The 23446-nt window shown below is 67.0% G+C and carries 23 protein-coding genes and 1 pseudogene; 14 read left to right on the top strand and 10 right to left on the bottom strand.

Annotated elements, in window-relative coordinates:
- The 3 genes and pseudogenes from WA983_RS14960 to WA983_RS14970 all read right to left on the bottom strand — a co-directional run.
- A pseudogene (locus WA983_RS14960) lies at positions 1–360 on the bottom strand (hypothetical protein); the annotation flags it as partial.
- 23 nt (positions 361–383) lie between these two features.
- Complete coding sequence (locus tag WA983_RS14965) at positions 384–854, bottom strand: peroxiredoxin (RefSeq protein ID WP_424250513.1); 471 nt, start codon at positions 852–854, stop codon at positions 384–386.
- Positions 851–1300: an Mth938-like domain-containing protein gene (locus WA983_RS14970; protein ID WP_424250515.1), complete on the bottom strand. Its 450-nt coding sequence runs from the start codon at positions 1298–1300 to the stop codon at positions 851–853. The genes WA983_RS14965 and WA983_RS14970 overlap by 4 nt, the downstream gene beginning before the upstream one ends.
- A 229-nt stretch (positions 1301–1529) precedes the next feature.
- Between WA983_RS14970 and alaC the strand changes: the two genes are divergently transcribed.
- From alaC to thrC, 3 genes are read left to right on the top strand one after another with little or no spacing between them, the layout of a single operon-like run.
- Positions 1530–2717 (top strand): alanine transaminase, encoded by a 1188-nt coding sequence (alaC, locus tag WA983_RS14975; protein WP_424250517.1) that lies wholly within the window; start codon positions 1530–1532, stop codon positions 2715–2717.
- Positions 2714–4018: a homoserine dehydrogenase gene (locus WA983_RS14980; RefSeq protein WP_424250519.1), complete on the top strand. Its 1305-nt coding sequence runs from the start codon at positions 2714–2716 to the stop codon at positions 4016–4018. The genes alaC and WA983_RS14980 overlap by 4 nt, the downstream gene beginning before the upstream one ends.
- Positions 4015–5415: a threonine synthase gene (gene thrC / locus WA983_RS14985; RefSeq protein WP_424250521.1), complete on the top strand. Its 1401-nt coding sequence runs from the start codon at positions 4015–4017 to the stop codon at positions 5413–5415. The genes WA983_RS14980 and thrC overlap by 4 nt, the downstream gene beginning before the upstream one ends.
- 3 nt (positions 5416–5418) lie before the next feature.
- Here the strand turns inward: thrC and WA983_RS14990 are convergent, their stop codons facing one another.
- Positions 5419–5844, bottom strand: coding sequence for an Lrp/AsnC family transcriptional regulator (locus WA983_RS14990; RefSeq protein WP_424250530.1), 426 nt, complete (start codon positions 5842–5844; stop codon positions 5419–5421).
- Between the two features lie 138 nt (positions 5845–5982).
- On the opposite strand from WA983_RS14990, the gene WA983_RS14995 reads away from it, so the two are divergent.
- Entirely contained in the window at positions 5983–7068 is a 1086-nt protein-coding gene (locus tag WA983_RS14995; protein ID WP_424250523.1) for an ornithine cyclodeaminase, read from the top strand.
- Positions 7069–7120: 52 nt separating this feature from the next.
- The gene (rocF, locus tag WA983_RS15000; RefSeq protein ID WP_424250525.1) at positions 7121–8041 is read left to right on the top strand and encodes an arginase; all 921 of its coding nucleotides are present in this window, start codon (positions 7121–7123) and stop codon (positions 8039–8041) included.
- A gap of 6 nt (positions 8042–8047) precedes the next feature.
- On the opposite strand, the gene hpnE is transcribed toward rocF, so the two are convergent.
- The 3 genes from hpnE to hpnC are packed head-to-tail and all read right to left on the bottom strand — an operon-like array spanning position 8048 to position 11106.
- Positions 8048–9355, bottom strand: coding sequence for a hydroxysqualene dehydroxylase HpnE (hpnE, locus tag WA983_RS15005; RefSeq protein ID WP_424250527.1), 1308 nt, complete (start codon positions 9353–9355; stop codon positions 8048–8050).
- Between the two features lie 4 nt (positions 9356–9359).
- Positions 9360–10223, bottom strand: coding sequence for a presqualene diphosphate synthase HpnD (gene hpnD / locus WA983_RS15010; RefSeq protein ID WP_424250529.1), 864 nt, complete (start codon positions 10221–10223; stop codon positions 9360–9362).
- A complete protein-coding gene (gene hpnC / locus WA983_RS15015; RefSeq protein ID WP_424312265.1) occupies positions 10213–11106 on the bottom strand; it encodes a squalene synthase HpnC in 894 nt (297 codons plus the stop codon). The genes hpnD and hpnC overlap by 11 nt, the downstream gene beginning before the upstream one ends.
- A 142-nt stretch (positions 11107–11248) precedes the next feature.
- Between hpnC and alr the strand changes: the two genes are divergently transcribed.
- The 9 genes from alr to WA983_RS15060 are packed head-to-tail and all read left to right on the top strand — an operon-like array spanning position 11249 to position 20045.
- The gene (gene alr / locus WA983_RS15020) at positions 11249–12445 is read left to right on the top strand and encodes an alanine racemase (protein WP_424312266.1); all 1197 of its coding nucleotides are present in this window, start codon (positions 11249–11251) and stop codon (positions 12443–12445) included.
- Between the two features lie 25 nt (positions 12446–12470).
- Complete coding sequence (locus WA983_RS15025; RefSeq protein WP_424249720.1) at positions 12471–13187, top strand: SDR family oxidoreductase; 717 nt, start codon at positions 12471–12473, stop codon at positions 13185–13187.
- Positions 13187–14545, top strand: a complete 1359-nt coding sequence (gene radA, locus WA983_RS15030; protein ID WP_424249719.1) for a DNA repair protein RadA — start codon at positions 13187–13189, stop codon at positions 14543–14545. Before WA983_RS15025 ends, radA begins: the two co-directional genes overlap by 1 nt.
- Positions 14546–14555: 10 nt before the next feature.
- Positions 14556–15338 carry a sulfite exporter TauE/SafE family protein gene (locus WA983_RS15035; RefSeq protein WP_424249717.1) on the top strand — a complete coding sequence of 261 codons (783 nt, stop codon included), beginning with the start codon at positions 14556–14558 and terminating at the stop codon, positions 15336–15338.
- Positions 15335–16042, top strand: coding sequence for a 3-deoxy-D-manno-octulosonic acid kinase (locus WA983_RS15040; protein WP_424249716.1), 708 nt, complete (start codon positions 15335–15337; stop codon positions 16040–16042). The genes WA983_RS15035 and WA983_RS15040 overlap by 4 nt, the downstream gene beginning before the upstream one ends.
- 14 nt (positions 16043–16056) lie before the next feature.
- On the top strand, positions 16057–17154 hold the full coding sequence (locus WA983_RS15045) for a polyamine ABC transporter substrate-binding protein (protein ID WP_424249714.1): 1098 nt from the start codon (positions 16057–16059) through the stop codon (positions 17152–17154).
- A 13-nt stretch (positions 17155–17167) separates the two neighbouring features.
- Positions 17168–18292 (top strand): ABC transporter ATP-binding protein, encoded by a 1125-nt coding sequence (locus tag WA983_RS15050; protein WP_424249724.1) that lies wholly within the window; start codon positions 17168–17170, stop codon positions 18290–18292.
- A 41-nt stretch (positions 18293–18333) separates the two neighbouring features.
- Entirely contained in the window at positions 18334–19239 is a 906-nt protein-coding gene (locus WA983_RS15055; protein ID WP_424249713.1) for an ABC transporter permease subunit, read from the top strand.
- Positions 19236–20045, top strand: a complete 810-nt coding sequence (locus WA983_RS15060; protein WP_424249711.1) for an ABC transporter permease subunit — start codon at positions 19236–19238, stop codon at positions 20043–20045. The genes WA983_RS15055 and WA983_RS15060 overlap by 4 nt, the downstream gene beginning before the upstream one ends.
- 21 nt (positions 20046–20066) lie before the next feature.
- On the opposite strand, the gene WA983_RS15065 is transcribed toward WA983_RS15060, so the two are convergent.
- The 3 genes from WA983_RS15065 to WA983_RS15075 form a co-directional block, all read right to left on the bottom strand.
- Positions 20067–21539 carry an inorganic phosphate transporter gene (locus tag WA983_RS15065; RefSeq protein ID WP_424249709.1) on the bottom strand — a complete coding sequence of 491 codons (1473 nt, stop codon included), beginning with the start codon at positions 21537–21539 and terminating at the stop codon, positions 20067–20069.
- A gap of 114 nt (positions 21540–21653) precedes the next feature.
- A complete protein-coding gene (locus WA983_RS15070; RefSeq protein ID WP_424312267.1) occupies positions 21654–22463 on the bottom strand; it encodes an EcsC family protein in 810 nt (269 codons plus the stop codon).
- Positions 22463–23437 carry a helix-turn-helix transcriptional regulator gene (locus WA983_RS15075; RefSeq protein WP_424251250.1) on the bottom strand — a complete coding sequence of 325 codons (975 nt, stop codon included), beginning with the start codon at positions 23435–23437 and terminating at the stop codon, positions 22463–22465. The genes WA983_RS15070 and WA983_RS15075 overlap by 1 nt, the downstream gene beginning before the upstream one ends.
- Between the last annotated feature and the right edge of the window lie 9 nt (positions 23438–23446).

The following is a 23446-nucleotide window of genomic DNA, read 5'->3' on the forward strand; positions in this document are numbered from 1 at the left end:
TGCCTGGGCCACTGCGGGCGCCGGGGCCGCCGGGGACGGGGTTGCGGCCGGCGTCCTGGCAGCCCGGGCGGGTGCGGGCTGATCTGCGACCGGAGCCTGGGTGGCCGGAGCAGGCGATGCCTTCGCAGCAGGGGCCGAGACGGGGGCGGCAGCAGGCGCTTGAGCCGCGCGGCCGGCGGGTGGCTTGGTCAGAATGGCGGCGACCGGACGGGTTTTCGCCCCGCGCGCACGGGGCGCGTCGAGGGACGGATCGAGTGCCGGGCCGGGCACGGCGAGGACCGGAGCCGGTTCGGGCGTTGCGGTCCGGGCGGCGGTTTCGACGGTGTCGCCCGGGCGGATCGGCGGTTTCGGAAGGGGCATTCAGGCTCCTGGGGAGGCCGCGCTCAGGCGGCCAGGTTTTGTGCAGCTTGCAGGACTTCGTCGACGTGGCCGGGGACGCGTACACCGCGCCATTCCTGAACCAGGATGCCCTGGCGGTCGATCAGAAAGGTGCTGCGCTCGATGCCGCGCACCTGTTTGCCGTACATGTTCTTCTCCTTCATGACACCGAACAGGGCGCACAGGGCCTCGTCGGGATCGGCGATCAGAGGGAAGGACAGGGACTGCTTGTCGATGAAGCCCTGATGGGACTTCAGCGAGTCGCGGGAAATGCCGTAGATGGCGCAGTCCAGCGCTTCGAATCGGTCGTGGCGGTCGCGGAAATCCTGGGCTTCGACGGTGCAGCCCGGGGTGTTGTCCTTGGGGTAGAAGTACAGGACGAAGGGCTTGCCCCGCAGCGCGGCGGAATCGAAGGGTCCGTGGGTGGTCTCGGCGGTCAGGGGGGGCAGCGGGTGGCCTATGGCGACGGTGGTCATGAGGGATCTCCGGGTAGCAAGAGGGCCAGGACGCGCCGTTCCTCCGACATGAGGATGTTGTAGGTCCGGGCGGCGGCCTGGGTGGTCATGGTTTCGACGCCGATACCCAGTGCCAGCAAGGGGCGCAGGATGTCGGGACGCAGGAATACCTGGCGCGGGCCGGTGCCGATCAGCAGGACCTCCGGGGCGTCGGCGGGTCGTTCGAGCGCAGGGGCGTCGTCGTCGAGAAAGGCCAGGGGGTCGCGGGCGGCCGGCTTCAGGCCGACCAGGTCCTGGAGCAGGGCGGCGTCCAGTTCGGCGGCGGTGTGCACGGCGAGGCCGCGTACCGGACCTTCGGGGGCGAAGCAGATGGCGCTGTCGTAACGGACCCGATTGATTTCCAGGAAGCCGTCACCGTAGGCGGTGACGGTGTTGAGTGCGGGATTCAGGTCTTTTTGCAATAGCACGGGCAAGCTCCAGTGTTCCCGTGATGATAGCGCAATCGATCGTACGAACATGCAGGGGCGTTTTGCGTCCTGGGCCCGGTTCGCGCGCCGCCATTTTGCACGTGTCCGATCGTCGGCGCGCGCATGGGCAAGGGATCCATTTGCGAGTCGCGGGCGCATGCGATAGATTATCGAGTTTGCTGCACCGCATCCATCCGCACGATTCCAGCTTATTCCGCCGAGGACCATCATGACGAGCTTTCCGCGCATCGAGCGCCTGCCCCCCTATGTGTTCAACATCACAGGGGAACTCAAGATGGCCGCACGCCGGCGCGGTGAGGACATCATCGACATGTCCATGGGCAATCCGGACGGCCCCACGCCGCAGCACATCGTCGACAAGCTGGTCGAGGTCGCCCAGCGTCCCGATACCCACGGCTATTCGGTGTCCAAGGGCATTCCGCGCCTGCGCCGGGCGATTTCGACCTGGTACGAGCGTCGCTACGGGGTGGACATCGATCCCGATTCCGAAGCCATCGTGTCGATCGGCTCCAAGGAAGGCCTGGCGCACCTGATGCTGGCCACGCTGGACCGGGGCGACACGGTGCTGGTGCCCAATCCCAGCTACCCGATCCATATCTACGGCGCGGTGATCGCCGGGGCGAATATCCGCTCGGTACCGATGACGCCCGGCCTGGACTTCTTCGAGGAAATCGAGCGTGCGGTGCGCGAGACCATTCCCAAGCCCAAGATGATGATTCTGGGTTTTCCCAGCAATCCCACGGCGCAATGTGTGGAGCTGTCCTTCTTCGAGCGCATCGTGGCGCTGGCCAAGGAACACAACATCCTGGTGGTGCACGATCTGGCCTACGCCGACATCACCTTCGATGGCTACGTGGCGCCATCGATCATGCAGGTGCCCGGCGCGCGCGATGTGGCGGTGGAATTCTTCACCATGAGCAAGAGCTACAACATGGCCGGCTGGCGCATCGGCTTCATGGTGGGCAACCGCGAGCTGGTCAACGCCCTGGCGCGCATCAAGAGCTACCACGACTACGGCACCTTCACGCCCATCCAGGTGGCGGCCATTGCTGCCCTGGAGGGCCCGCAGGACTGCGTCTCCGAGGTCGTCGAGCAATACCGCAACCGCCGCGACGTGCTGGCGCGCGGCTTGCACGAGGCCGGCTGGATGGTGGACATCCCCAAGGCGTCCATGTACATCTGGGCGCGCATCCCCGAACCTTACCGCGCCCAGGGTTCGCTGGAGTTCTCCAAGCGCCTGCTGGCCGACGCCAAGGTTGCCGTGTCTCCCGGGATCGGCTTCGGTGAGTACGGTGACGAATACGTGCGCTTCGCGCTGATTGAAAACGAGCAGCGCACCCGTCAGGCGGTGCGTGGCATCAAGGACATGTTTCGCAAGGATGGGCTGTTGAAATGAAACCGATCCGTGTAGGTTTGCTCGGCCTGGGCGTCGTCGGCGGCGGGGTCTGGACGGTTCTGGCCCAGAACGGCGGGGAAATCGCCCGGCGTGCCGGACGGCGCATCGAAGTCGCTGCCGTGGCGGTGCGCGACGTGGCCAAGGCGCGCGCGCTGGTGGGGCCGGATGTGACCGTCACCACCGACGGCATGGCCCTGGCGCGCGACCCGGACCTCGACATCATCGTCGAACTGATGGGCGGCGACACGCTGGCCCGTGAATGCATCCTGGAAGCCATCGCTCAGGGCAAGCACGTGGTCACGGCCAACAAGGCCCTGCTGGCCGTGCATGGCAACGAGATCTTCGCCGCTGCCCAGGCGCGCGGCGTGATGGTCGCCTTCGAGGCGGCGGTGGCCGGCGGCATCCCCATCATCAAGGCGATCCGCGAAGGTCTGACGGCCAACCGCATCCAGTGGCTGGCCGGGATCATCAACGGCACCACCAATTTCATTCTGTCGGAAATGCGCCAGCGCGGTCTGCCGTTCGAGACGGTGCTCGCCGAAGCCCAGCGCCTGGGCTACGCCGAGGCCGATCCCACCTTCGACATCGAGGGTGTGGATGCAGCCCACAAGCTGACGCTGCTGGCCTCGCTGGCCTTCGGCATCCCGGTGCAGTTCGACAAGGCCTACATCGAAGGCATTTCCGGCCTGTCCTCCGAGGACATCGTGCATGCGGAACGCCTGGGCTACCGCATCAAGCTGCTGGGCATCACCCGTCACCGGCCGGAAGGCATCGAGCTGCGGGTCCATCCCGCACTGGTGCCCGATCACTGCCTGCTGGCCAACGTCGAAGGTGCCATGAACGCCGTGCTGGTGCGCGGCGACGCGGTCGGCCCCTCGCTGTACTACGGCCAGGGCGCGGGCGCCTTGCCCACGGCCTCGGCCGTGGTGGCCGACCTGGTCGACGTGACCCGCTTGCAGATGGCCGATCCGGAACACCGGGTGCCGCACCTGGCCTTCCAGCCCGACGCCATGGCCGACATCCCCGTGCTGCCCATGGCGGACGTGCGCACCAGCTTCTACCTGCGCCTGCGGGTCGATGACCGGCCCGGCGTGCTGGCCGACCTGGCGCGCGTGCTGTCGGACGCCGGTATTTCGGTGGGCTCGATGTTCCAGCAGCCCCATGGCGAGCATCAGGCCGACATCATCTTCCTGACCCACGAAGCGCGTGAGGGCGATGTGAATCAGGCCCTGCACACGATCCAGAGCCTGCCCTTCGTCCGCTCGGACGTGACCCGTTTGCGCGTGGAGAACATCACTTGAAATACCTGTCCACCCGGGGCGGCATGGCCCCCCAGCCCTTTTGCGACATCCTGCTCGAAGGCCTGGCGCCCGATGGCGGCCTGACGCTGCCTGAAACCCTGCCGAAGCTGGACGCGGCTACCCTGGAATCCTGGCGCGCGCTGGACTACGCCGATCTGGCGGCCCGGGTGCTGGGTCTGTTCATCGACGACATCGAGCCCGCTGAACTGTCCCGCATGACGCGCGCGGCCTATGCGCCCACCGTGTTCCCGCGCATCGCGCCGGTCAAGCCGCTGCGTCCGGGCCTGTCGCTGCTGGGGCTGTCCGAGGGCCCGACGCTGGCTTTCAAAGACATGGCCATGCAGTTCCTGGGTCAGGTCTTTGAATATGTGCTGGCGCAGCGCGGCCAGACGTTGAACATTCTGGGCGCCACGTCCGGCGACACCGGCTCGGCGGCGGAATACGCGCTGCGCGGCAAGCGCGGCGTGGCGGTGTTCATGCTGTCCCCGTACGGGCGCATGAGCGCCTTCCAGCGTGCCCAGATGTATTCGTTGCAGGACGCCAATATTCACAACCTGTCGGTGCACGGCGTGTTCGACGAATGTCAGGACATCGTCAAGGCTCTGGCCGGCGATCTGGACTTCAAGAGCACCCATCATCTGGGGGCCGTCAATTCCATCAACTGGGCGCGCATCGCCGCCCAGGTGGTGTATTACGTCTGGGGCTGGCTGCGCGCCACCGACGGGCCGGGCCAGCCGGTGTCGTTCACCGTGCCCTCGGGCAATTTCGGCAATATCCTGGCTGGGCACATTGCGCGCGAAATGGGTGTGCCGATCCGCCGCCTGGTGCTGGCCACCAACGAAAACAACGTGCTGGAAGAATTCTTCCGCACCGGCGTCTACCGGCCGCGCGCGGCCAGCCAGACGCATGCGACTTCCAGCCCGTCGATGGACATCTCGCGTGCCTCGAATTTCGAGCGCTTCGTCTTCGATCTGGTGGGCCGCGATCCGGCGCGCGTCCGGGCCTTGATGGAAACGTTGCGGACCACGGGGCAATTCGATCTGTCCGATCTGCGGGCATCGTTTACGGAACGCTATGGTTTCGTGGCGGGCGCCAGCACTCACGCCGACCGTCTGCGCACCATCCGCGACATCCGCCGCGAGACCGGGGTGCTGATCGATCCTCATACGGCCGACGGGGTCAAGGTCGCCCTGGAGCACCTGGAAGAAGGCGTGCCCATGCTGGTGCTGGAAACAGCCTTGCCGGCCAAGTTCGCCGAGACGATCGTCGAGGCGACCGGCGAAGCGCCGGAAGTCCCGGCGGCGTTGCGGGATCTGGATCAACTGCCCCAGCGGGTCGAGGTCATGGACTGCGACGTCGGGCTGGTGGCGGACTACGTGCGGCGGCACGCGCTGTAAAACTCAGGCCGCCCGATACGTCTGCAGGTGAATACTGGTCTCCGACTGGCTGATGCCCCGGATCAGGCGGATGCGTTCCAGCACCTGGGACAGTTCCTGCAGGTCGGCGGCTCGCAATTCGGCCAGCAGATCCCAGCGGCCGTTGGTGTCGTGCAGCGTGGCCACGCCCGGCTCCCCCAGCAGGCTGGCGATCACGGCGCGGGCTTCGTTGCCTTCGACGGCGATCCCCATCCAGGCGCGGATGGTCTGCGGTTCGACGTCCGGGCGCAGGCGCACGGTGTAGCCCACGATCAGTCCGGCGTCTTCCAGCCGGTGCATGCGCTGGGTGACGGTGCCGCGCGCCACATCCAGTTTGCGCGCCAGGGTGGCCACACTGGCGCGGGCGTTCTTGCGCAGCAGACCGATCAGGGCCAGGTCGGTGGAATCCATGGTGGTATCTTCCATTCTGTTCAGTCGTGCCTGTCATTTTGACAGTTTTGTGACGATATGGCGGCAGAATTGACGATATACATTGGCGCAGCCTTGGACCACACTGGATGCAGAAGATCGCATTCCAAGGAGACTGTCATGCAAGCCCATGTTTCGATGCAACCCCGCACGCTGTTCCTGGATACGCACGATGTGGCCCGCCTGATCGGTATCCTGGGCCTGCCCGCCTGCCTGCGGGGTCTGGTGGACACGCTGCGGGCCGACTACCTGCGCTGGCCGGAATTCGACAAGGAAGCCCGCATTGCGGCCTATACGGCGCAGGGCACGATCGAACTGATGCCCATCACCGATGGCACGCACTACAGTTTCAAGTGCGTCAACGGCCATCCGGGCAATGGGCGCTACGGTTTGCCCACTGTGATGGCGATGGGGGCACTGCTGGATTGCGACACCGGCATGATCCGCCTGCTGAGCGAACTGACCTTGAGCACGGCGCTGCGTACGGCGGCCATGTCGGCCCTGGCCGCCCAGGCCCTGGCGCGGCGCGACAGCCATTCGATGGCGCTGATCGGCAACGGAGCGCAAAGCGATTTCCAGGCGCTGGCCTTTGCCTGCCTGCTGGGGGTGCGCGATCTGCGCCTGTATGACGTGGATCGCAGCGCTTCGGAACGTCTGGCGCATAATTTGGCGGCGACCGAGCTGCCGGGGCGCGCGCTGTCGGTGCGGATCTGCGATTCGACGGCCCAGGCTGTGCGGGGGGCGGACATCGTCACCACGGTGACGGCTTTTCAGGGACAGAGGCGGGTGCTGGACGCCAGCCTGATCGAGCCGGGCATGCATCTGAATGCGGTGGGGGGCGACTGCCCCGGCAAGACTGAACTGGATCCGGACATCCTGCAGCGGTCGGACGTCTTCGTCGAGTTTCCGCCTCAGACCCGCAAGGAAGGCGAGATCCAGCAGATGCCGGCCGATTTTCCCGTGACCGAGCTGTGGCGCGTCCTGACGGGCGATGTTCCGGGGCGGACGCGGACGGATCAGGTGACGCTGTTCGATTCAGTCGGTTTCGCACTGGAGGACTATTCCGCGCTGCGCTTTCTGCAGGCCCAGGCGCAGGTTCGCCAGGTCGGGACCTGGGTGGATGTAACGCCGGGGCAGGCGGATCCGCGCGACCTGTACGGCTGGCTGCAGAGCGAGCTTCAGGGCCTGTCGGCGCTGGCCTCGTGATCGCGGACGGCACCTTGTCCCTTGCAAAGATGAACCGGCGAAGGATCGGACCATGAGCCTCGAAATTGCCCTGGTGGGTGCACCCACCGACATCGGTGCCGGCACGCGCGGCGCATCGATGGGGCCTCAGGCCCTGCGAGTGGCTGGCCTGGCGGCAGCCCTGGAACGCCAGGGCTGCCGGGTGCTGGACACGGGCGACCTGGCCGGGCCGGGCAACCCCTGGCAGCCGCCGGTGGAGGGCTACCGCCATCTGGAGCAGGTCGTGGCCTGGAATGTGTTGGTCTTCGAGGCGGTGACGGCCCAGTTGCAGGCAGGGCGCCTGCCCTTGATGCTGGGTGGCGACCATTGTCTGGGCGTTGGGTCGGTAGGGGCCGTGGCGCGACATTGCCGGCGCGAGGGCCGGCCGCTGCGGGTGTTCTGGCTGGATGCCCATACGGATTTCAACACGGCCTGGCTGACGCCCAGCGGCAATCTGCATGGCATGCCGGTGGCCTGCCTGTGTGGTTTCGGCCCGCCCGGGCTGGTGGATCTGGGCGGACAGGAACCGGCCCTGCAGCCCGGCGCATTGCGGATGATCGGCATTCGCAGCGTCGACGCGGGCGAACGCGAATTCGTCCACGAGCAGGGGCTGGACGTCTACGATATGCGCACGGTCGACGAACGTGGCATGCGCTCGGTCATGGAAGCCGCCCTGGACGGATTGCCTGGGGACGCCCACATCCACGTGAGCTTCGACGTGGATTTTCTGGACCCGGACTATGCGCCGGGCGTCGGCACCACGGTCCGAGGGGGGCCGACCTGGCGAGAGGCCCAGTTGTGCATGGAGATGCTGGCCGATACAGGACAGGTCGGTTCGGTGGACGTCGTGGAACTGAATCCGGCCCTGGACGTGCGCAATGGCACGGCCGAGGTCGCCGTCGAACTGGTCGAGAGCCTGTTCGGTAAAAGCACTCTGGTTCGCCGACCGCGATAAGGTGTTTCAGCGCTGAATCGCGTCTGCCGCCTTCAGTCCGCTGCGCACTGCGCCTTCCAGCACGGCCGGGTAGCCGGTGTCGGTCCAGTCGCCAGCCAGCAGCAGACCGGGCCAGGGTGTGGTCTCGCCGGGACGTCTCAGGCCCGGGACTGCGTCAAAGGTCGCCCGTCGTTCCGTGACCAGGGCGTGCGCTTCGATGGCCGGCAAGGGGGGATGCGATCCCGCAGCCGCCTGGGCACGAATCTGTTCGATGACACCGGCCGCAAGGCGCGCCGGATCGCGACCTGCGTAGTGGTCCGCCGTGCCGATGACGACATGGACCAGCCGGCGGTCGGCGTCCGTGCAGGCGCTGGCGCTGCGGTCGAACAACCATTGGCCCCAGGCGTCGCTTGCGGGCTCGTCGTTGAGCAGCAGCATGGGGTGACCCGAGTTCCAGGGGACGGCCAACCGCAGCGTCAGCGTGCCGATGGCCGAATGCGCGAGGTCCGTCCAGCCGTCCAGAAAATCCGCTGCATCCGGCAAGGGTGCCAGCAGGCGTCGGGCCTCGGCGGCGGGCACGGCCAGGATCACCTGGTCATGCGCTTCGTCGTCCACCCGCCAGCCGCCCGCCGGGTCGGGGACGATCGCGCGCACTCGTTGGCGGACCAGGTTTTTGCCCAGCAAGGCACAGGCCTGGGCGGGCCAGAGCGCGTGCAGGCTGTCGCGGGGAATCAACAGGCGACTGGCGGCCAGCCCCGCGCCCAGGCTGTCGGCCAGTACCCGGGCGAACAGGCGGGCCTGCGCGGTCTGCGCCGGAGTGTTCATGGCCGCCAGGCACAGCGGCTCCCACAGATGCGTCATCAGGCCGGGAGGGCAATCCAGGCCGTTCAACCAGTCCGCGACCGTCATCGAGGGGGCGACGCGGTCGGGAACCAGGGCGCTGAACACCCGGGCCAGGTGGCGGCGGCCCTGCCAGCCGTCCAGTCCGCGGCTGCCCAGCAGAATGCCCAGGCGGTGCAGAGGCGGAGGCAGGGGCCAGAAGCGCAGGTTCAGGCCGCCATCGGCCGAGCGCAGTGTCAGATCCCGGCTCAGCAGGGCCTGTGCGGGATCGATGCCCAGGTCCTGCATCAGGGCCAGGGTCGCGGTGTAGGCGCCCAGCAGAATGTGCTGGCCGTTGTCGATGCTCAGGCCCAGGCCGGGGTGATCGACCCGCCGCGCCCGGCCGCCCGGCGCAGCGGCGGCCTCGTAGACCCGGACGCTGTGGCCCGCCTGCCGCAAGCGCGTGGCAGCGGCCAGCCCCGCCCAGCCGGCGCCGACGACGGCGATGCGGGTCATGGCGCTATTTCGCCAGGCGGTGCATCAGCCCCTGGCCGCCGCCGACCCAGGTCTTCCAGGCGAGCCAGAATTTGCGGATCGGCGTCAGGGCAATGCGCTGGTCCAGCACGTGCCAGCCGTCGCGTTCGATTTCGTCGAGCAGGGCGGCATAGATGGCGGCCATCATCAGGCCGGGCCGCTGTGCGCGGCGGTCGACCTCCGGCAGGGCGCGCAAGGCGTCGCGGTACAAGCCGCGTGCGCGCTCGGTCTGCTGGCGCATCAGGGCCTGGAAGTTCTCGGTATGGCGGCCGTCGAGGATGTCGTCCACGGTCACCCCGTGATGCGCCATGTCGTCGGCCGGCAGGTAGATGCGCCCGCGCCGGGCGTCGTCGCCCACGTCACGGATGATGTTGGTCATCTGGAAGGCCAGGCCCAGGGTCTCTGCGTATTCCAGCGTGCGTGGGTCCGTGTGGCCGAAGATGCGGGCCGACAGATCGCCCACCACGCCCGCAGCCCGCCAGCAGTATTCTTTCAGGGTGGGCCAGTCGGCATAGCGGAACTGGTCCAGGTCCATTTCCATGCCTTCGATGATGGCGTAGAAAGGCTCGGGGCGCAGTCCGAAGGTGTGGACGTGGCCGGCCAGGGCGATGGCCACCGGGTGATCGGGTGTGCCGTCGAACATCAGACCGACCTGATCGCGCCACCAGGCGAGCTTCATCCGTGCGACCGAGGCCTCGCCGACCTCGTCCACGATGTCGTCCACCTCGCGGCAGAAGGCGTACAGCGCCGTGATGGCGCGGCGCCGCTCCGGAGGCAGGAACAGAAAGGCGTAGTAGAAGCTTGAGCCGCTGCGGGCGGCTTTCTGCTGGCAGTATTCGTCAGGCGTCATGATGGCTGGGCAGGGCGGTGTCCGGGCGTGGGCGCGGCGTACAGAATGCGCGCCAGCATAGCAGGAAGGCGTCGGCGCGGCCCAGGATGGGCCGGTTGTGCCAAGGGTCGTAGCCGCCCGCCGCCAGTTTTTCCAGAATCCGCAGGCCGCCATGCACGACCAGGCGCAGTTCCAGGCCGGCACGGCCGGGCAGGCGCCAGGCCAGCGGAGCACCCGCCAGCAGGGCGCGGCGGGCCTGGCCGGCCTGTTCGCGCACGACGGCCCGCCAGGCGTCGGAGGGCACCGCAGCAGGATCGGCGCACAGCGTATCCTGGCTGGCAGGGACCAGGCCGTGGCGTTCCAGACAGTCCAGGGGGATGTAGCAGCGGCCCTTGGTGTGGTCCAGGGCCACGTCCTGGCAGAAGTTCACCCGTTGCAGGCCCGTGCAGATGGCGTCGGACTGGGCCAGATCCACCGTGTCGGTGTGGCCGAACAGGTGCAGCATCAGGCGCCCGACCGGGTTGGCCGAGCGGCGGCAGTAGTCCAGCAGGGCGGGTTCGTCGGCGTAATGGAGGACGTCCAGATCCTGGGTGAAGGCGGACAGCAGATCCAGCAGGGGTTGAACGGGCAGCCGGTGGCGCACCAGGGTGTCGCCCAGGCGGGCGAAGATCGCCCGGTCGTCGACAGACAGCGGAGCCTGGATCGGCCGTCCGGCCCCCAGGTCGCGGACTGCGCCGCGCCAGGCGTCCAGCCGTTCCCGGCGCTCCTGGGCCGGGGCGTCGCCTTCGTCGGCGATGTCGTCCGCGCCGCGCGCGAAGGCGTACAGATCGCGCACCGCCGGGCGCAGCCGGGCGGGCAGCAGCAGGGACGCGACAGGGAAGTTTTCGTAGTGATCGACAGCCATGATGAGGCAGTATACTTAGCCCGGCAGCCTGTCCGGCCCTGGTTTCTTTCTTTAGGTAACCACGGCCCGACAGGCTGATTCTCAAGTGTTCGCGCGTGGCCCAGTCCCGAGGCCGCCGCTTTCCTGCCTTCCGGGGGATTTCATGCCGCGTCCGATTCTGGCGACGATCGACACCGAAGCTTTGTCCCATAATCTGCGTACGGTGGCTGATCGCCTGCGGCAGGACGTCCCTCAAGGAAACGCCGGGGCGCCCCAAGTTTCCTTGACCCCCGCGCAAGGCGGGCTGGGCATCGCCCAGCCCTGGGTGCGCCCTGAAGCCGCGCCCTTCATCTGGGCCGTGATCAAGGCGCGCGGCTACGGGCACGGCATCGAGGCTGCCCTGGCGGGGTTTGGCGAGGCCGATGGTCTGGCGATGCTGGATCTGGAAGAGGCCGTGCGTTGCCGCGAGCTGGGCTGGACCGGTCCGCTGCTGCTGCTTGAAGGCTTCTTCGAACCGGACGATCTCGACGCGCTGGTCCATTATCGGATCGGTACCGCGTTGCACTGCGCCGAGCAACTGGCCATGCTGGAGTCCAGTTCCGCCGCGCGGCAGATCGATGCCTTCGTCAAGTTGAATACCGGCATGCACCGGCTGGGTTTCCAGCCGCACGAATTCCGCGCGGCCCACGAACGCGCCCTGGCTCTGCAGGCCGATGGGGTGTTGGGTCAGGTTGGCGCGATGACCCACTTCGCCCGCGCGGATGACGATGCCGCTGTCACGAAGGCCCAGATCGACTGTTTTCTGCAGGCAACCGAGGGTCTGTCCGGTCCGGTCAGCCTGTGCAACTCCGCCGCCACCCTGACGCCGGGTCTGGCGGCGGGACTGGCCGCAGGCCCCCAGTGGGTACGCCCCGGCATCTGCCTGTATGGCGCTTCGCCCTTCGCCGACCAGCCGGCGGATTCTTTCGGCCTGCGTCCGGCCATGACTCTGTCCGCCCAGTTGATCAGCGTGCACCGTGTACCGGCGGGCGAATCGGTCGGCTATGGCCATACGTTTCGCGCCCCCCAGGACATGCGGGTCGGCATCGTGGCCTGTGGTTATGCCGACGGCTATCCGCGCCACGCGGCCACCGGGACGCCGATCACGGTGGGCGGAGTGGCCACCCGCCTGGTCGGCCGCGTGTCCATGGACATGCTGGCCGTGGACCTGGGCCCGGTGCCCGGCGCGGTGGTGGGCACTCCGGTCGTGCTGTGGGGGCAGGGCGGGCCGTCGGTGGACGAGGTTGCCGCCGCCTGCGGCACCATCGGCTATGAACTGCTGACCGCCGTGACGCCTCGCGTGCCGCGCCGCGTCCTGTGAACCCTGGTCCTCAGAGGAGCCATCCATGAAGAACAGTTGTGTGCTCGTCACCGGTGCGACCAAAGGCATCGGCTGGGCCGTCAGCCAGCGTCTGGCCGACCAGGGCTGCCACGTCGTCGGCCTGGCCCGGAATGTGGCCGATATCGATTTCCCCGGCTACCTGTACGCCTGCGATCTCGCCAACGCGGGCGAAACCGAAGAACTGCTGCGCGTCATTCGCGAAAAATATCCGGTCGACGCAGTGGTGAATTGCGTTGGGCCCGCGATGCCCGAACCCCTGGGCGAGGTCGATCTGGCCTCGCTCTACCTGGCCTTCGACCTGAACGTGCGCGTGGCGGTCCAGGCGGTGCAGGCTTTCGCACCGAGCATGAAGGCGCGCAAGTCCGGCCGCATCGTCAATCTGTGCGGCCGCGCGGTGCATGGTCAGACCGGGCACACCAGCTATTCTGCGGCCAAGAGCGCGCTGCTGGGCTGTACCCGCACCTGGGCTCTGGAACTGGCGCCTTACGGCGTCACGGTCAACGCGGTGTCGCCCGGCCCGGTGGAAACCGGCCTGTTCCGCGCCGAATGCCCGGTCGGCAGCGATGCCGAAAAAGCCGTGCTGGCGACCATCCCCATGGGGCGTCTGGCTCAGGCCGACGAAGTTGCGGCCGCCGTGGTGTTCCTGCTGGGCGACGGGGCGGCCTTCATTACCGGTCAGGAAATCGGCGTGGATGGCGGCGGCAGCCTGGCGGGCCGCTGATGGCCAAGGCCCGGACCCTGTTTCTCTGCTCGGATTGCGGCGGCACCACCGCCAAATGGGAAGGCCGCTGCCCGCATTGCGGCGCCTGGAACACGCTCCAGGAAACCCGTGAATCCTCGGCGGCGGCCACCGGCCACCGCTATGCGCCGCTGGCCGCATCCACCCCGGTGCGCCGTCTGGCTGACATCGAAGCCCGCGAACAGGCCCGCAACCCGACCGGGATCGAAGAGTTCGACCGCGTTCTGGGCGGTGGTCTGGTGGCCGGCGCCGTGGTGCTGATCGGCGGTGATCCGGGGATCGGGAAATCCACCCTGTTGTTGCAGGCGCTGGCCAGCCTCTCTGAACGCGGCCCGGTGCTGTACGTCACAGGCGAGGAATCTGCCGAACAGGTCGCACTGCGCGCCCAGCGCCTGGGGGTATCGGGCGACGGCGTGGATCTGCTGGCCGAGATTCGCCTGGAACAGATTACCCAGACCCTGGTCGAGCGCCAGCCCGGTGTGGCCGTCATCGATTCGATTCAGACCTTGTATTCCGGCGAGCTGACCGCTGCGCCCGGCTCGGTGTCCCAGGTGCGCGAGTGTGCTGCCCAATTGACCCGCATTGCCAAGCAGACCGGCGTCACCCTGATCCTGATCGGCCACGTCACCAAGGATGGTGCGCTGGCCGGTCCGCGCGTGCTGGAACACATCGTCGATACCGTCCTGTACTTCGAGGGCGACACCCACTCCTCGTTCCGTCTGGTGCGAGCCATCAAGAACCGCTTCGGTGCCGTCAACGAGCTGGGCGTGTTCGCCATGACCGACCGGGGCCTGCGCGGGGTGAGCAACCCGTCCGCGCTGTTCCTGGCAGGGCATTCCCGGGATGTCGCGGGCTCCTGCGTCATGGCGACTCAGGAAGGCACTCGACCGTTGCTGGTCGAGGTCCAGGCCCTGGTGGATACGGCCCACGTGCCCAATCCGCGCCGCCTGTCCGTGGGCCTGGAAAGCAGCCGCCTGGCCATGCTGCTGGCGGTGCTGCACCGTCACGCGGGGGTCGCCACCTACGATCAGGACGTCTTCGTCAACGCCGTCGGCGGTGTGCGCATCATGGAGCCGGCTGCCGATCTGGCGGTGGCCCTGGCGATCCTGTCGTCCATGCGTGACCGTCCCTTGCCGGCCGGCCTGCTGGCTTTTGGCGAGATCGGCCTGGCCGGCGAGATCCGTCCGGCGCCGCGCGGCCAGGAACGCCTGCGCGAGGCCGCCAAGCTGGGTTTCGAGCGGGCCGTCGTGCCGCGCGCCAATCTGCCGCGCCAGCCCATCGAAGGCTTGCACGTCCAGGCCGTCGATCGCGTCGAGGACGTGCTCGGCGTGCTGTCCTGAGGGGCCGGCAGTGGACGGTTTCTGGCTGATTCCCGCCTGCCTTGCGGCCGGTGGCCTGATCGGATTCTCGGGCGGGGTGCTGGGTATCGGTGGCGGCCTGTTTGCGATTCCTCTGCTGGGCTTGCTGCTGGGCTACGAGCAGCAGGCCGCGCAAGGGACGGCGCTGATCATGGTGCTGCCGGCGGTCCTGCTGACCCTGCGCAAATACCACCAGCGCGCGCCGATCGACTGGCGTTCGGCGGCGGCCGGGGCCTGCAGTTCCATCGTCTGCACCTGGATCGGCGCCCGGATCGCGCTGGGGCTGGACCCCTGGCTGCTGCGCCGCATCTATGCCGGCTTCGTGTTCCTGGTCGCGGTGTTCTATTTCCGCGAAAGCCTGGGGCGCCGCGCCAGGCCCCGACCGGCCGGGTACTACCGCGAGGTCGGCCAGGTGCGCAAACTCTGGTATTTCTGCGTCGGCGTGGGCGCAGGCCTGGCCGGCGGGGTCTTCGGCGTAGGTGGCTCCGTGCTGGCGGTGCCATTCCTGACCTCGTTTTTTCGTCTGCGCCAGACGGCGGCCCAGGCGGTGGCGCTGGCGATGATCGTGCCGGGCACCGGCGTGGCCCTGGCGACCTACGCCTGGCACGGTCAGGTGCATGGCCTGGTGGGCATCCCCCTGGCCGTCGGCAGCCTGCTGTGCGTGCCCTACGGGGTGCGTCTGGCTTATGCGCTGCCCGAGGCGCGCTTGAAGTTGATCTTTGCCTGCATGCTGCTGGTCATCATGGGACTGCTGTTGATGCGAGGCGGCGCATGAGGACGGCCACGACCATTCCCGTGGACTGGACCACGCATCGTTTTCCAGGCGGTGCCTTGTGCGTACCTGCGCGTTTCACCGATCAGGCGCAGGCCGCGTGGTTCGACGCCCATCGACCCGGCGCCGTCCCGGTAGGCGAAGGCGGCCGTCAGGCCGCCTGGTTCGTCGACGGCGAACACGGCCCTGCCGTCCTGCGCCATTATCGGCGTGGCGGCCTGCGCGCCAGACTGGGCCGCGAATCCTATCTCTGGCTGGGCGAATCCCGCGTACGGGCCTGGGCCGAAGTCCGGGCGCTGGATCACCTGCTCAGGGCCGGACTGCGCGTGCCCGAACCGCTGGGCGCGATTTATTGGCGGAAAGCCCCGTCTTCGCCGTTCTACCGCAACGCCATCCTGATTGCCCGGATTCCCGGCGCGCAGGCCCTGGCGGGCCGCCTGGACCGGGCTGATCCCTCCGCCGTCGCGCAGGCCATCGCCGCAATGCACGCAGCCGGCGTCTGGCATGCAGACCTGAATGCCTACAACATCCTGTTCGACGCCGAGGACCGGGTCTGGCTGATCGATTTCGATCGCGCGCGCCTGGGTGTGGTGTCCCCGAAACAAGCTGAAAAAAACTGGTTGCGCCTGAGACGGTCTTTGGTTAAGGTAGCCGGCGCGCGCGGAGCGCAGTGGTGGGATGCTTTATCCCGTTGTTTACCTCCATGATGGGGACTCATGCCATGAAAATCGGCACCGTACATACCCTGTTGGCCGCCGCCGCGCTGATCGCTGCGGCCTCGGCGAGCGCCCAGGATCGCGTCGTCAACGTCTACAACTGGGCCGAATACACCGCGCCCGATACCTTGTCCGGTTTCGAGAAGGCCACCGGCATCAAGATCCGCTACGACGTCTACGACACCAATGACACCTTGCAGGCCAAGCTGCTGACGGGAAAGTCGGGTTACGACGTGGTCGTGCCGTCCACCCACTACGCCGCCCGGCAGGTCCAGGGCGGCCTGTTCCAGAAGCTGGACCGCTCCAAGATCCCCAACTGGCAATACCTGGACCCGGACCTGATGGCCCTGGTCGCCACGGTCGATCCCGGCAACCAGTATCTGGTCCCCTGGGGCTACGGCACCAACGGCCTGGGCTACAACGTCACCAAGGTGCAGGAAATCATGGGCAAGGACGCGCCCCTGAATTCCTGGGACATGCTGTTCAAGCCGGAAAACGCGGCCAAGCTGCAGTCCTGCGGCATCTCCATTCTGGACGAGGCCGCGCAGGTCTTCCCGGCCGTGCTGCACTACCTGGGCAAGGACCCCAACAGCAGCGATCCCAAGGATTACGAGGCCGCGCTGGCCCTGTTGAAAACCATCCGGCCCTACGTGCGCCAGTTCAGCTCCTCGGGCTACATCGACGAGCTGGCCTCGGGCGGCCTGTGCATGGTCTATGGCTTTTCGGGCGATGTGATGATCGCCTCGTCGCGCGCGAAGGAGGCCAAGAAATCCTACGCCATCGACTATTACATTCCCGACGGCGGGGCGCCGGCCTGGTTCGACACCATGGCCATTCCCAAGAGCGCCGAGCATGTGGATGAGGCGCATGCCTTCATCAACTACATCGAGACGCCCCAGGTGCACGCGGCCATCACCAACGAGATGTACTACCCCAACGCCAACAAAGAGGCGCGCAAGTACGTGGTCGATGAGGTCGCCAGCAACCCCATGATCTACCCCTCGGCGGAAGTCACCCGCACGCTGTTCGTCATCCAGCCGCAGCCCCTGAACATCCTGCGCCTGCAGACGCAGATGTGGGGGCAGCTCAAGACCGGACGCTGAGGGCGCGGCCATGATGCAGGACCCGCGCGGCATGCCTCGCCAGGGCGAGGCGGACGACTTCGTGCGCATGGAGGACGTCGTCAAGATCTTTGGCGACACGGTGGCGGTGCAGTCCGTCTCCCTGTCGGTGCGGCGGCACGAGATCTTTGCCCTGCTGGGCAGTTCGGGCTGCGGCAAATCGACCCTGCTGCGCATGCTGGCGGGCTTCGAGGAGCCCACGTCCGGGCGCATCATCCTGGATGACGAGGACATCACGGCCCTGCCGCCGCACCGGCGGCCGGTCAACATGATGTTCCAGTCCTATGCGCTGTTCCCGCACATGTCGGTCGAGGCCAACGTCGCCTTCGGTCTCAAGCAGGAAGGCGTACCGCGCCACGAGATCCACGAACGCGTGTTCGAAGCCCTGGATCTGGTGCAGATGGCAGGCTACGCGCGCCGCCGTCCGCATCAGTTGTCCGGCGGCCAGCAGCAGCGCGTGGCCCTGGCGCGCAGCCTGGTGAAGCGGCCCAAGCTGCTGCTGCTCGACGAGCCGATGTCGGCGCTGGACAAGCAGATCCGCCAGGCCACCCAGATCGAACTGGTGAAGATCCTGGCTCAGGTCGGCGTGACCTGCATCATGGTCACCCACGACCAGGAAGAAGCCATGACCATGGCCAGCCGGCTGGCCGTCATGACCGAAGGCCAGATCGTCCAGTGCGGCACGCCGCACGACGTCTACACCTTTCCCAGCACCCGTTTCGTCGCCGGCTTCATCGGATCGACCAATCTTTTCACCGGCACCATCGTGGTGGACGAACCCGACCACGTGCTGATCGAGACCGACGCGCTGTCGCGCCCGCTGTACGTCAGCCATGGCATCAGCGAACCGCTGGGCATGGAGGTCCACGTGTCCGTCCGGCCCGAGCAGATCCGCGTCGGCCGTCAGGCCCCCGAGGCCGAGTCCAACTGGGGTCATGGCATGGTGTCGCACGTCGCCTGGATGGGTAGCTATGCCCGCTACCAGATCCGCCTGGACGCCGGCCAGACCATCGAAGCCAGCGTGCCCAGCCTGGACTGGAGCCAGTCCGACGCGCCCGGCGTGGACGAGGAAGTCTTCGTCACCTGGTCCCACGACGCCGGGACCGTGCTGGCGTCCTGAGGACGTCCCGCCTTCTCTGACCCTCGCGTCCGGAGCCGCCGATGCATCTGAAAATTCCCGGCCATCGCCCCAGCGCCCGCCAGTTCGCCATCGGCGTACCCTACGTCTGGCTGGCGCTGTTCCTGCTGCTGCCGTTCCTGCTGGTGCTGAAGATCAGCTTTTCCGACCTGCAGTTCGGCATCCCGCCCTACCTGCCGATCGCCACCCTGCAGGACGAGACCCTGTCGCTGGCCCTGCACCTGCGCGGCTACGTCCTGCTGTTCACCGACAGCCTGTACGCGGCGGTCTACCTGAATTCGGTCAAGATGGCCCTGGTCACCACCGTCTGCTGCGCGCTGATCGGCTACCCCATGGCCTATCACATCGCCCGCGCGCGGCCGGACATCCGCAACCTGCTGCTGCTGGGGGTGATCCTGCCGTTCTGGACCTCGCTGCTGCTGCGCGTCTATGCCTGGGTCGGCATTCTGCGCAACGACGGGCTGTTGAACAACTTGCTGATGGGGCTGGGGCTGATCGATGCGCCGCTGGAAATCTACCGCACCGACCTGGCCGTCTACATCGGTCTGATCTACGCTTATCTGCCGTTCTTCATCCTGCCGCTGTACGCCAATCTGGTGAAGCTGGACTACCGCCTGCTGGAGGCCGCCTATGACCTGGGCGCGCGGCCCTGGCGCGCCTTCCTGCGGATCACGCTGCCCCTGTCCATGCCTGGCGTGGTGGCGGGTGCCATGCTGGTGTTCATCCCCTCGGTGGGCGAATACGTCATCCCTGAAATGCTGGGCGGGGCCAACACCCTGATGATGGGCCGCGTGATGTGGAACGAGTTCTTCAACAACGCCGACTGGCCGATGGCGGCAGCCGTCACCTGCGTGATGGTTTTGCTGCTGCTGGTGCCCCTGACCATCTTCCAGTACAACCAGGCCCGCCAATTGGGAGGCCGGTCATGATGCGCAACGGCGGCTGGTTCCGCTTGCTGACGCTGGTGATCGGCTACGGCTTTCTGTACGTGCCCATCGCCTGCCTGATGGTGTTCTCCTTCAACGACTCCACGCTGATGACCTCCTGGTCGGGCTTTTCGCTGCGTTGGTATGCGGAGCTGTTTCAGGATCAGGCGCTGCTGTCGGCGGCGAAACTGTCGCTGCTGATCGCCACCCTGACCGCCACTGCGGCGGTCGCCATCGGCACCTGGGCCGGCTACGTGCTGGCGCGCATGGGGCGGTTCCGGGGCTTTGGCCTGTACATCGGCATGCTCAGCGCCCCGCTGGTCATGCCCGAAGTCGTGCTGGGCATCTCGCTGCTGCTGATGTTCGTGGAAATGTCCAAGGTGTTCGGCTGGCCCGACGGCAACGGTCTGTTCACCATCTGGGTGGGCCACGTGACCCTGTGCACGGCCTACGTCGCCGTCATCATCCAGTCGCGCGTGCGCGACCTGGACCGTTCGCTGGAAGAGGCCGCCCTGGACCTGGGCGCTTCGCCGCTGAAGGTGTTCTTCCTGATCACGCTGCCCCTGATCGCCCCGGCCCTGCTGGCCGCGTGGCTGCTGGCCTTCACCCTGTCGCTGGACGACGTGGTGGTGGCGTCCTTCCTGTCCGGCCCGGGCTACACGACCCTGCCGCTGGAGGTCTTTTCCCGCGTGCGTTTGGGCCTGAAGCCCGAAATCAATGCCCTGGCGACCCTGTTCATGGTCGCCGTGGGCGTGGTCGTGGTGGCGGTGAACCGGATGCAGATTCAGGCGGCGAAGCGGGTGGGGTAGAGGGCTGCTCCAGCCCCAGCCTCAAACCCCCAGCATCACCGCCAGGCTGAACAGCCCCGCCGACAGCAGCATGCTGGCCGGGAAGGTCAGCAGCCAGGCCAGCAGGATGGTGCGCACGGTGCCGTTGTGCAGGCCGCTGCGGTTGGCGACCATGGTGCCGGCCACGCCGGAGGACAGCACCTGGGTGGTCGAGACCGGCAGGCTGAAGACGTTGGCCACGCCGATGGCGGCGACGGCGGTGATCTGGGCGGCCATGCCCTGGGCGTAGGTCATGCCCCGCTTGCCGATTTTTTCCCCGATGGTCAGCACCACGCGGCGCCAGCCCACCATGGTGCCGATGCCCAGGGCCATTGCGACCGCGATGATCACCCAGAGCGGCGCATATTCCGTCGTCACGGTCAAATCGGCGCGCAAGCGCCGCAGATCGGCTTTCTCGCCGAGGGAGAGCACCCCCAGGTTGCTGACCTTGCGGGCGGTGTCGTCCAGGCAGAGCAGATAGCGGCGCATGCGTCCGCGCATGTCGGGCGGCAGATCGTTGTAGGTGCGCACGCCCTCCAGCTTGCTGCGTACCGCCTGGATGGTGGTCAAGGTGTCTTTCGGATCGCAGTGGAACTTCGGGGGAAGGTCGGCGAGAGGCGGCTGCTTGAGCGCCAGAAAGTCGCCCAGCGTGTCCGCGTTGCGTTGATAGAAGTCGCCCAGGTGAGCGGCAGCGTCGTAGGTGCGCTGGACCTGGTAGGGCGTGCTGGACGAGTCCAGGACGAATTTGCCCGGGACGATGCCGATCAGCACCAGCATGATCAGGCCGATGCCTTTCTGGCCGTCGTTGGATCCGTGCACGAAGCTCACGCTCATGGCCGACAGCACCAGCACCAGCCGGTTCCAGAAGGGCGGATGCTTCTTGTTGTCGATGGCGCGGCGCTCTTCGGGCGTCTTGTGCATCTTCGAGTTGAGGAACAGCTTCTTCAGGCCCAGCAGCAGCAAGGCCGCGATGAGGAAGCCCGCCAGGGGCGAGATGATCAGCGACAGACCGATCTCGATGGCTTTGCTCCAGTTGACCCCGGCGCTGATGGACAGATCGGTCAGCAGGGCATTGGCCACGCCCACGCCCAGGATCGCGCCGATCAGGGTGTGCGAACTGGAGGCAGGGATGCCGAAATACCAGGTGCCCAGGTTCCAGACGATGGCGGCGACCAGCATGGAAAACACCATGGCCAGGCTGCGGCCGCTGTCCAGATCGAGCAGCAGGTCGATGGGCAGCAGGTGGACGATGGCGTAGGCCACCCCCACGCCGCCCAGCAGCACGCCCAAGAAGTTGCAGATGCCTGAAAAGAACACTGCCAGATGCGGCGGCATGGCCTTGGTGTAGATGACCGTGGCGACGGCGTTGGCGGTGTCGTGGAAACCGTTGATGAATTCAAAAGCCAGGACGAGGGCCAGCGCCAGGACGAGGCCGAGTCCAACCGACAGGGGAAGACCGGAGAATAGGTCGAACATGATGAGGATGAGTTCGGGAGACCCGGCATTATTGCAAATTTGTGAAGGAACGTTTGAATACCCCTTCCGCAGGCCGGGCCAGTGCCGACCGGAATGCCGGTGTTCTCCCGAAAATCAGCCTTCCCGCTGCTGGCTCAGGCCTTCGTACGCCGCCCGCACGATTTCTTCCCCGTACTGCCGGTCCAGCCTGCGGATGATGAAATGTCCCCGGGCCATGTCCTGGAAGTGATTGATGAACAGGGTGTTGATCAGCGCGCCGCCGGCCGCGCCGAGGGCGGGCACGGCCTGGGCGGCGGCTTTTTCGGTGATCTGGATGCCGAAACGTTCCGCCACCATCGTGATCAGGCGCATCAGGGCGGGCGGGGCGGCCTTTTCGACGGCGACGCTGCCGACGGCGTATTCGGCGGCCTGGCTGACGGCGTGCGCCAGTGCCGCGCGGACGACGTAATAGCCGCTTTCCGTGCCATCGTCGGCCGCGCTCTTGCCGCCCAGGGCGAAGACCTCCAGGCAGGCGAGCCGGGTGTCAGGGGCGGTCAGCGATTCTCCTTCGCTGCGGGCAATGTCTGCAATCGAGCGCATCATGATCGTGGTGGACACCGGCAGTTCCACCGCCAGGCCGGCCAGCCCGAAGAATCCGCCCACGCCGCCGGAGGCGGCAGCGCCGACTTTGTGCCACCAGTTCGAGCTTTGACCGCCTGGCTTGTCGCCCAGCGTGAACAGGGCGGCGTCGGCGGCCTTGCTCAGGGCCAGCCGGGTCACCTGGCCGAGCTGGGCGTTCCAGCCTGCCGGCAGGCGGTTCAGGAATTTTTCGACGGGCGCGCCGATCAGGTTCGTCATCCGTGCGGCCAGGCCCGGATTTTCGAGCAGGGCATGGGCCTGACGCAGGGCGTCGAGATCGGCAGCGGTGAAGGCAGTGTCGTGCATCAGGAGGCTTCGGGGTCGAGTTTTTCCACCCCGTCCACGGCGTCGCCGAAGCCGCGCAGCCACTGATACAGCATGGCGCTGTCGACCACGGTGGCGGTGACTTCCAGTCGGTCGCCATCTGCTTCGATAATCGTCTGGTCCCTGGACAAGGGCGTTTCCAGCAGATGATGCCCGATTTTGCGTTTGATGCGAAAGCGCAAGCGGATGCGATCACCCTCGCCGAAGCGGAAGCGCCCGTCGGCATCGTATTGGGCCAGGTCGAAGTCCCGGGGGCGCTCGAAGGGGATGGTGGAGGCCTGTTCGGCGCTCAGGATGCGGTGCAGGGCCAGGCTGCGCTCGTTCTCGAACCCCTGGAAGCGGCACACCAGATATAGGCGTGGGCCTTGCTGGGCCAGGCCCAGGGGCATGACCTCGATGGTCTGGCGCCGGCCGTCGGCGTTCTTGTAGTCCAGCCGCAGCCGATGGTTGTGATACAGGGCTTCGCTGACCGTGTCCAGCACCCCGGGCGCGATGGTCGGGGGCAGCAGCGGCTGGGTGGTGGCGACCACTCGGATCTTGGACGGCCATTCGCGTTCCAGCCCTGCATTGCGGTCCGGCTCCAGGTTGCGGTGCGCCTGGGCGAAGAAACCCTGCAGGGATTTCATCAGGTGGGTGGGCAGCAGATGGCGCAGGTGTTCCTCGGCCAAGGTCAGCAGCAGGGATTCCTGCGCGTTCAGGTGTGGAATGGCCAGCGGCTTGGCGTGGGGCAGCCACTGGTAGCGGTAGGGCACGGCATCGTCGTTGCGCTCGATGTCCAAAGCGGCGCTGAGCATGTCCAACTGCCGCTGAATGGTGCGCAGGTCGCGCTGGAAACCACTGGCGACCAGTTGTTCGTGCAATTCGCCGGCGGTGATCGAGCGGGGCGCGCGCGGGATCCGGCGCAGTATTTCCAGCGCCAGCAAGGTGGTTTCCAGGGTCGAGGATCGTTTGGCCACGCCGGGATC

Origin of the sequence: Castellaniella sp., from assembly GCF_049650445.1 — a bacterium.
In the GTDB taxonomy this organism is placed as follows: Bacteria; Pseudomonadota; Gammaproteobacteria; order Burkholderiales; family Burkholderiaceae_B; genus Castellaniella.

What these genes read in the sequence shown, in the direction of transcription:
- WA983_RS14965 (WP_424250513.1), bottom strand. Translation starts at nt 854, where the DNA reads ATGACCACCGTCGCCATAGGCCACCCGCTGCCCCCCCTGACCGCCGAG.
- alaC (WP_424250517.1), top strand. Translation starts at nt 1,530, where the DNA reads ATGACGAGCTTTCCGCGCATCGAGCGCCTGCCCCCCTATGTGTTCAAC.
- WA983_RS14980 (WP_424250519.1), top strand. Translation starts at nt 2,714, where the DNA reads ATGAAACCGATCCGTGTAGGTTTGCTCGGCCTGGGCGTCGTCGGCGGC.
- WA983_RS14990 (WP_424250530.1), bottom strand. Translation starts at nt 5,844, where the DNA reads ATGGATTCCACCGACCTGGCCCTGATCGGTCTGCTGCGCAAGAACGCC.
- WA983_RS14995 (WP_424250523.1), top strand. Translation starts at nt 5,983, where the DNA reads ATGCAAGCCCATGTTTCGATGCAACCCCGCACGCTGTTCCTGGATACG.
- rocF (WP_424250525.1), top strand. Translation starts at nt 7,121, where the DNA reads ATGAGCCTCGAAATTGCCCTGGTGGGTGCACCCACCGACATCGGTGCC.
- hpnE (WP_424250527.1), bottom strand. Translation starts at nt 9,355, where the DNA reads ATGACCCGCATCGCCGTCGTCGGCGCCGGCTGGGCGGGGCTGGCCGCT.
- hpnD (WP_424250529.1), bottom strand. Translation starts at nt 10,223, where the DNA reads ATGACGCCTGACGAATACTGCCAGCAGAAAGCCGCCCGCAGCGGCTCA.
- hpnC (WP_424312265.1), bottom strand. Translation starts at nt 11,106, where the DNA reads ATGGCTGTCGATCACTACGAAAACTTCCCTGTCGCGTCCCTGCTGCTG.
- alr (WP_424312266.1), top strand. Translation starts at nt 11,249, where the DNA reads ATGCCGCGTCCGATTCTGGCGACGATCGACACCGAAGCTTTGTCCCAT.
- WA983_RS15025 (WP_424249720.1), top strand. Translation starts at nt 12,471, where the DNA reads ATGAAGAACAGTTGTGTGCTCGTCACCGGTGCGACCAAAGGCATCGGC.
- radA (WP_424249719.1), top strand. Translation starts at nt 13,187, where the DNA reads ATGGCCAAGGCCCGGACCCTGTTTCTCTGCTCGGATTGCGGCGGCACC.
- WA983_RS15040 (WP_424249716.1), top strand. Translation starts at nt 15,335, where the DNA reads ATGAGGACGGCCACGACCATTCCCGTGGACTGGACCACGCATCGTTTT.
- WA983_RS15045 (WP_424249714.1), top strand. Translation starts at nt 16,057, where the DNA reads ATGAAAATCGGCACCGTACATACCCTGTTGGCCGCCGCCGCGCTGATC.
- WA983_RS15050 (WP_424249724.1), top strand. Translation starts at nt 17,168, where the DNA reads ATGCAGGACCCGCGCGGCATGCCTCGCCAGGGCGAGGCGGACGACTTC.
- WA983_RS15055 (WP_424249713.1), top strand. Translation starts at nt 18,334, where the DNA reads ATGCATCTGAAAATTCCCGGCCATCGCCCCAGCGCCCGCCAGTTCGCC.
- WA983_RS15060 (WP_424249711.1), top strand. Translation starts at nt 19,236, where the DNA reads ATGATGCGCAACGGCGGCTGGTTCCGCTTGCTGACGCTGGTGATCGGC.
- WA983_RS15065 (WP_424249709.1), bottom strand. Translation starts at nt 21,539, where the DNA reads ATGTTCGACCTATTCTCCGGTCTTCCCCTGTCGGTTGGACTCGGCCTC.
- WA983_RS15070 (WP_424312267.1), bottom strand. Translation starts at nt 22,463, where the DNA reads ATGCACGACACTGCCTTCACCGCTGCCGATCTCGACGCCCTGCGTCAG.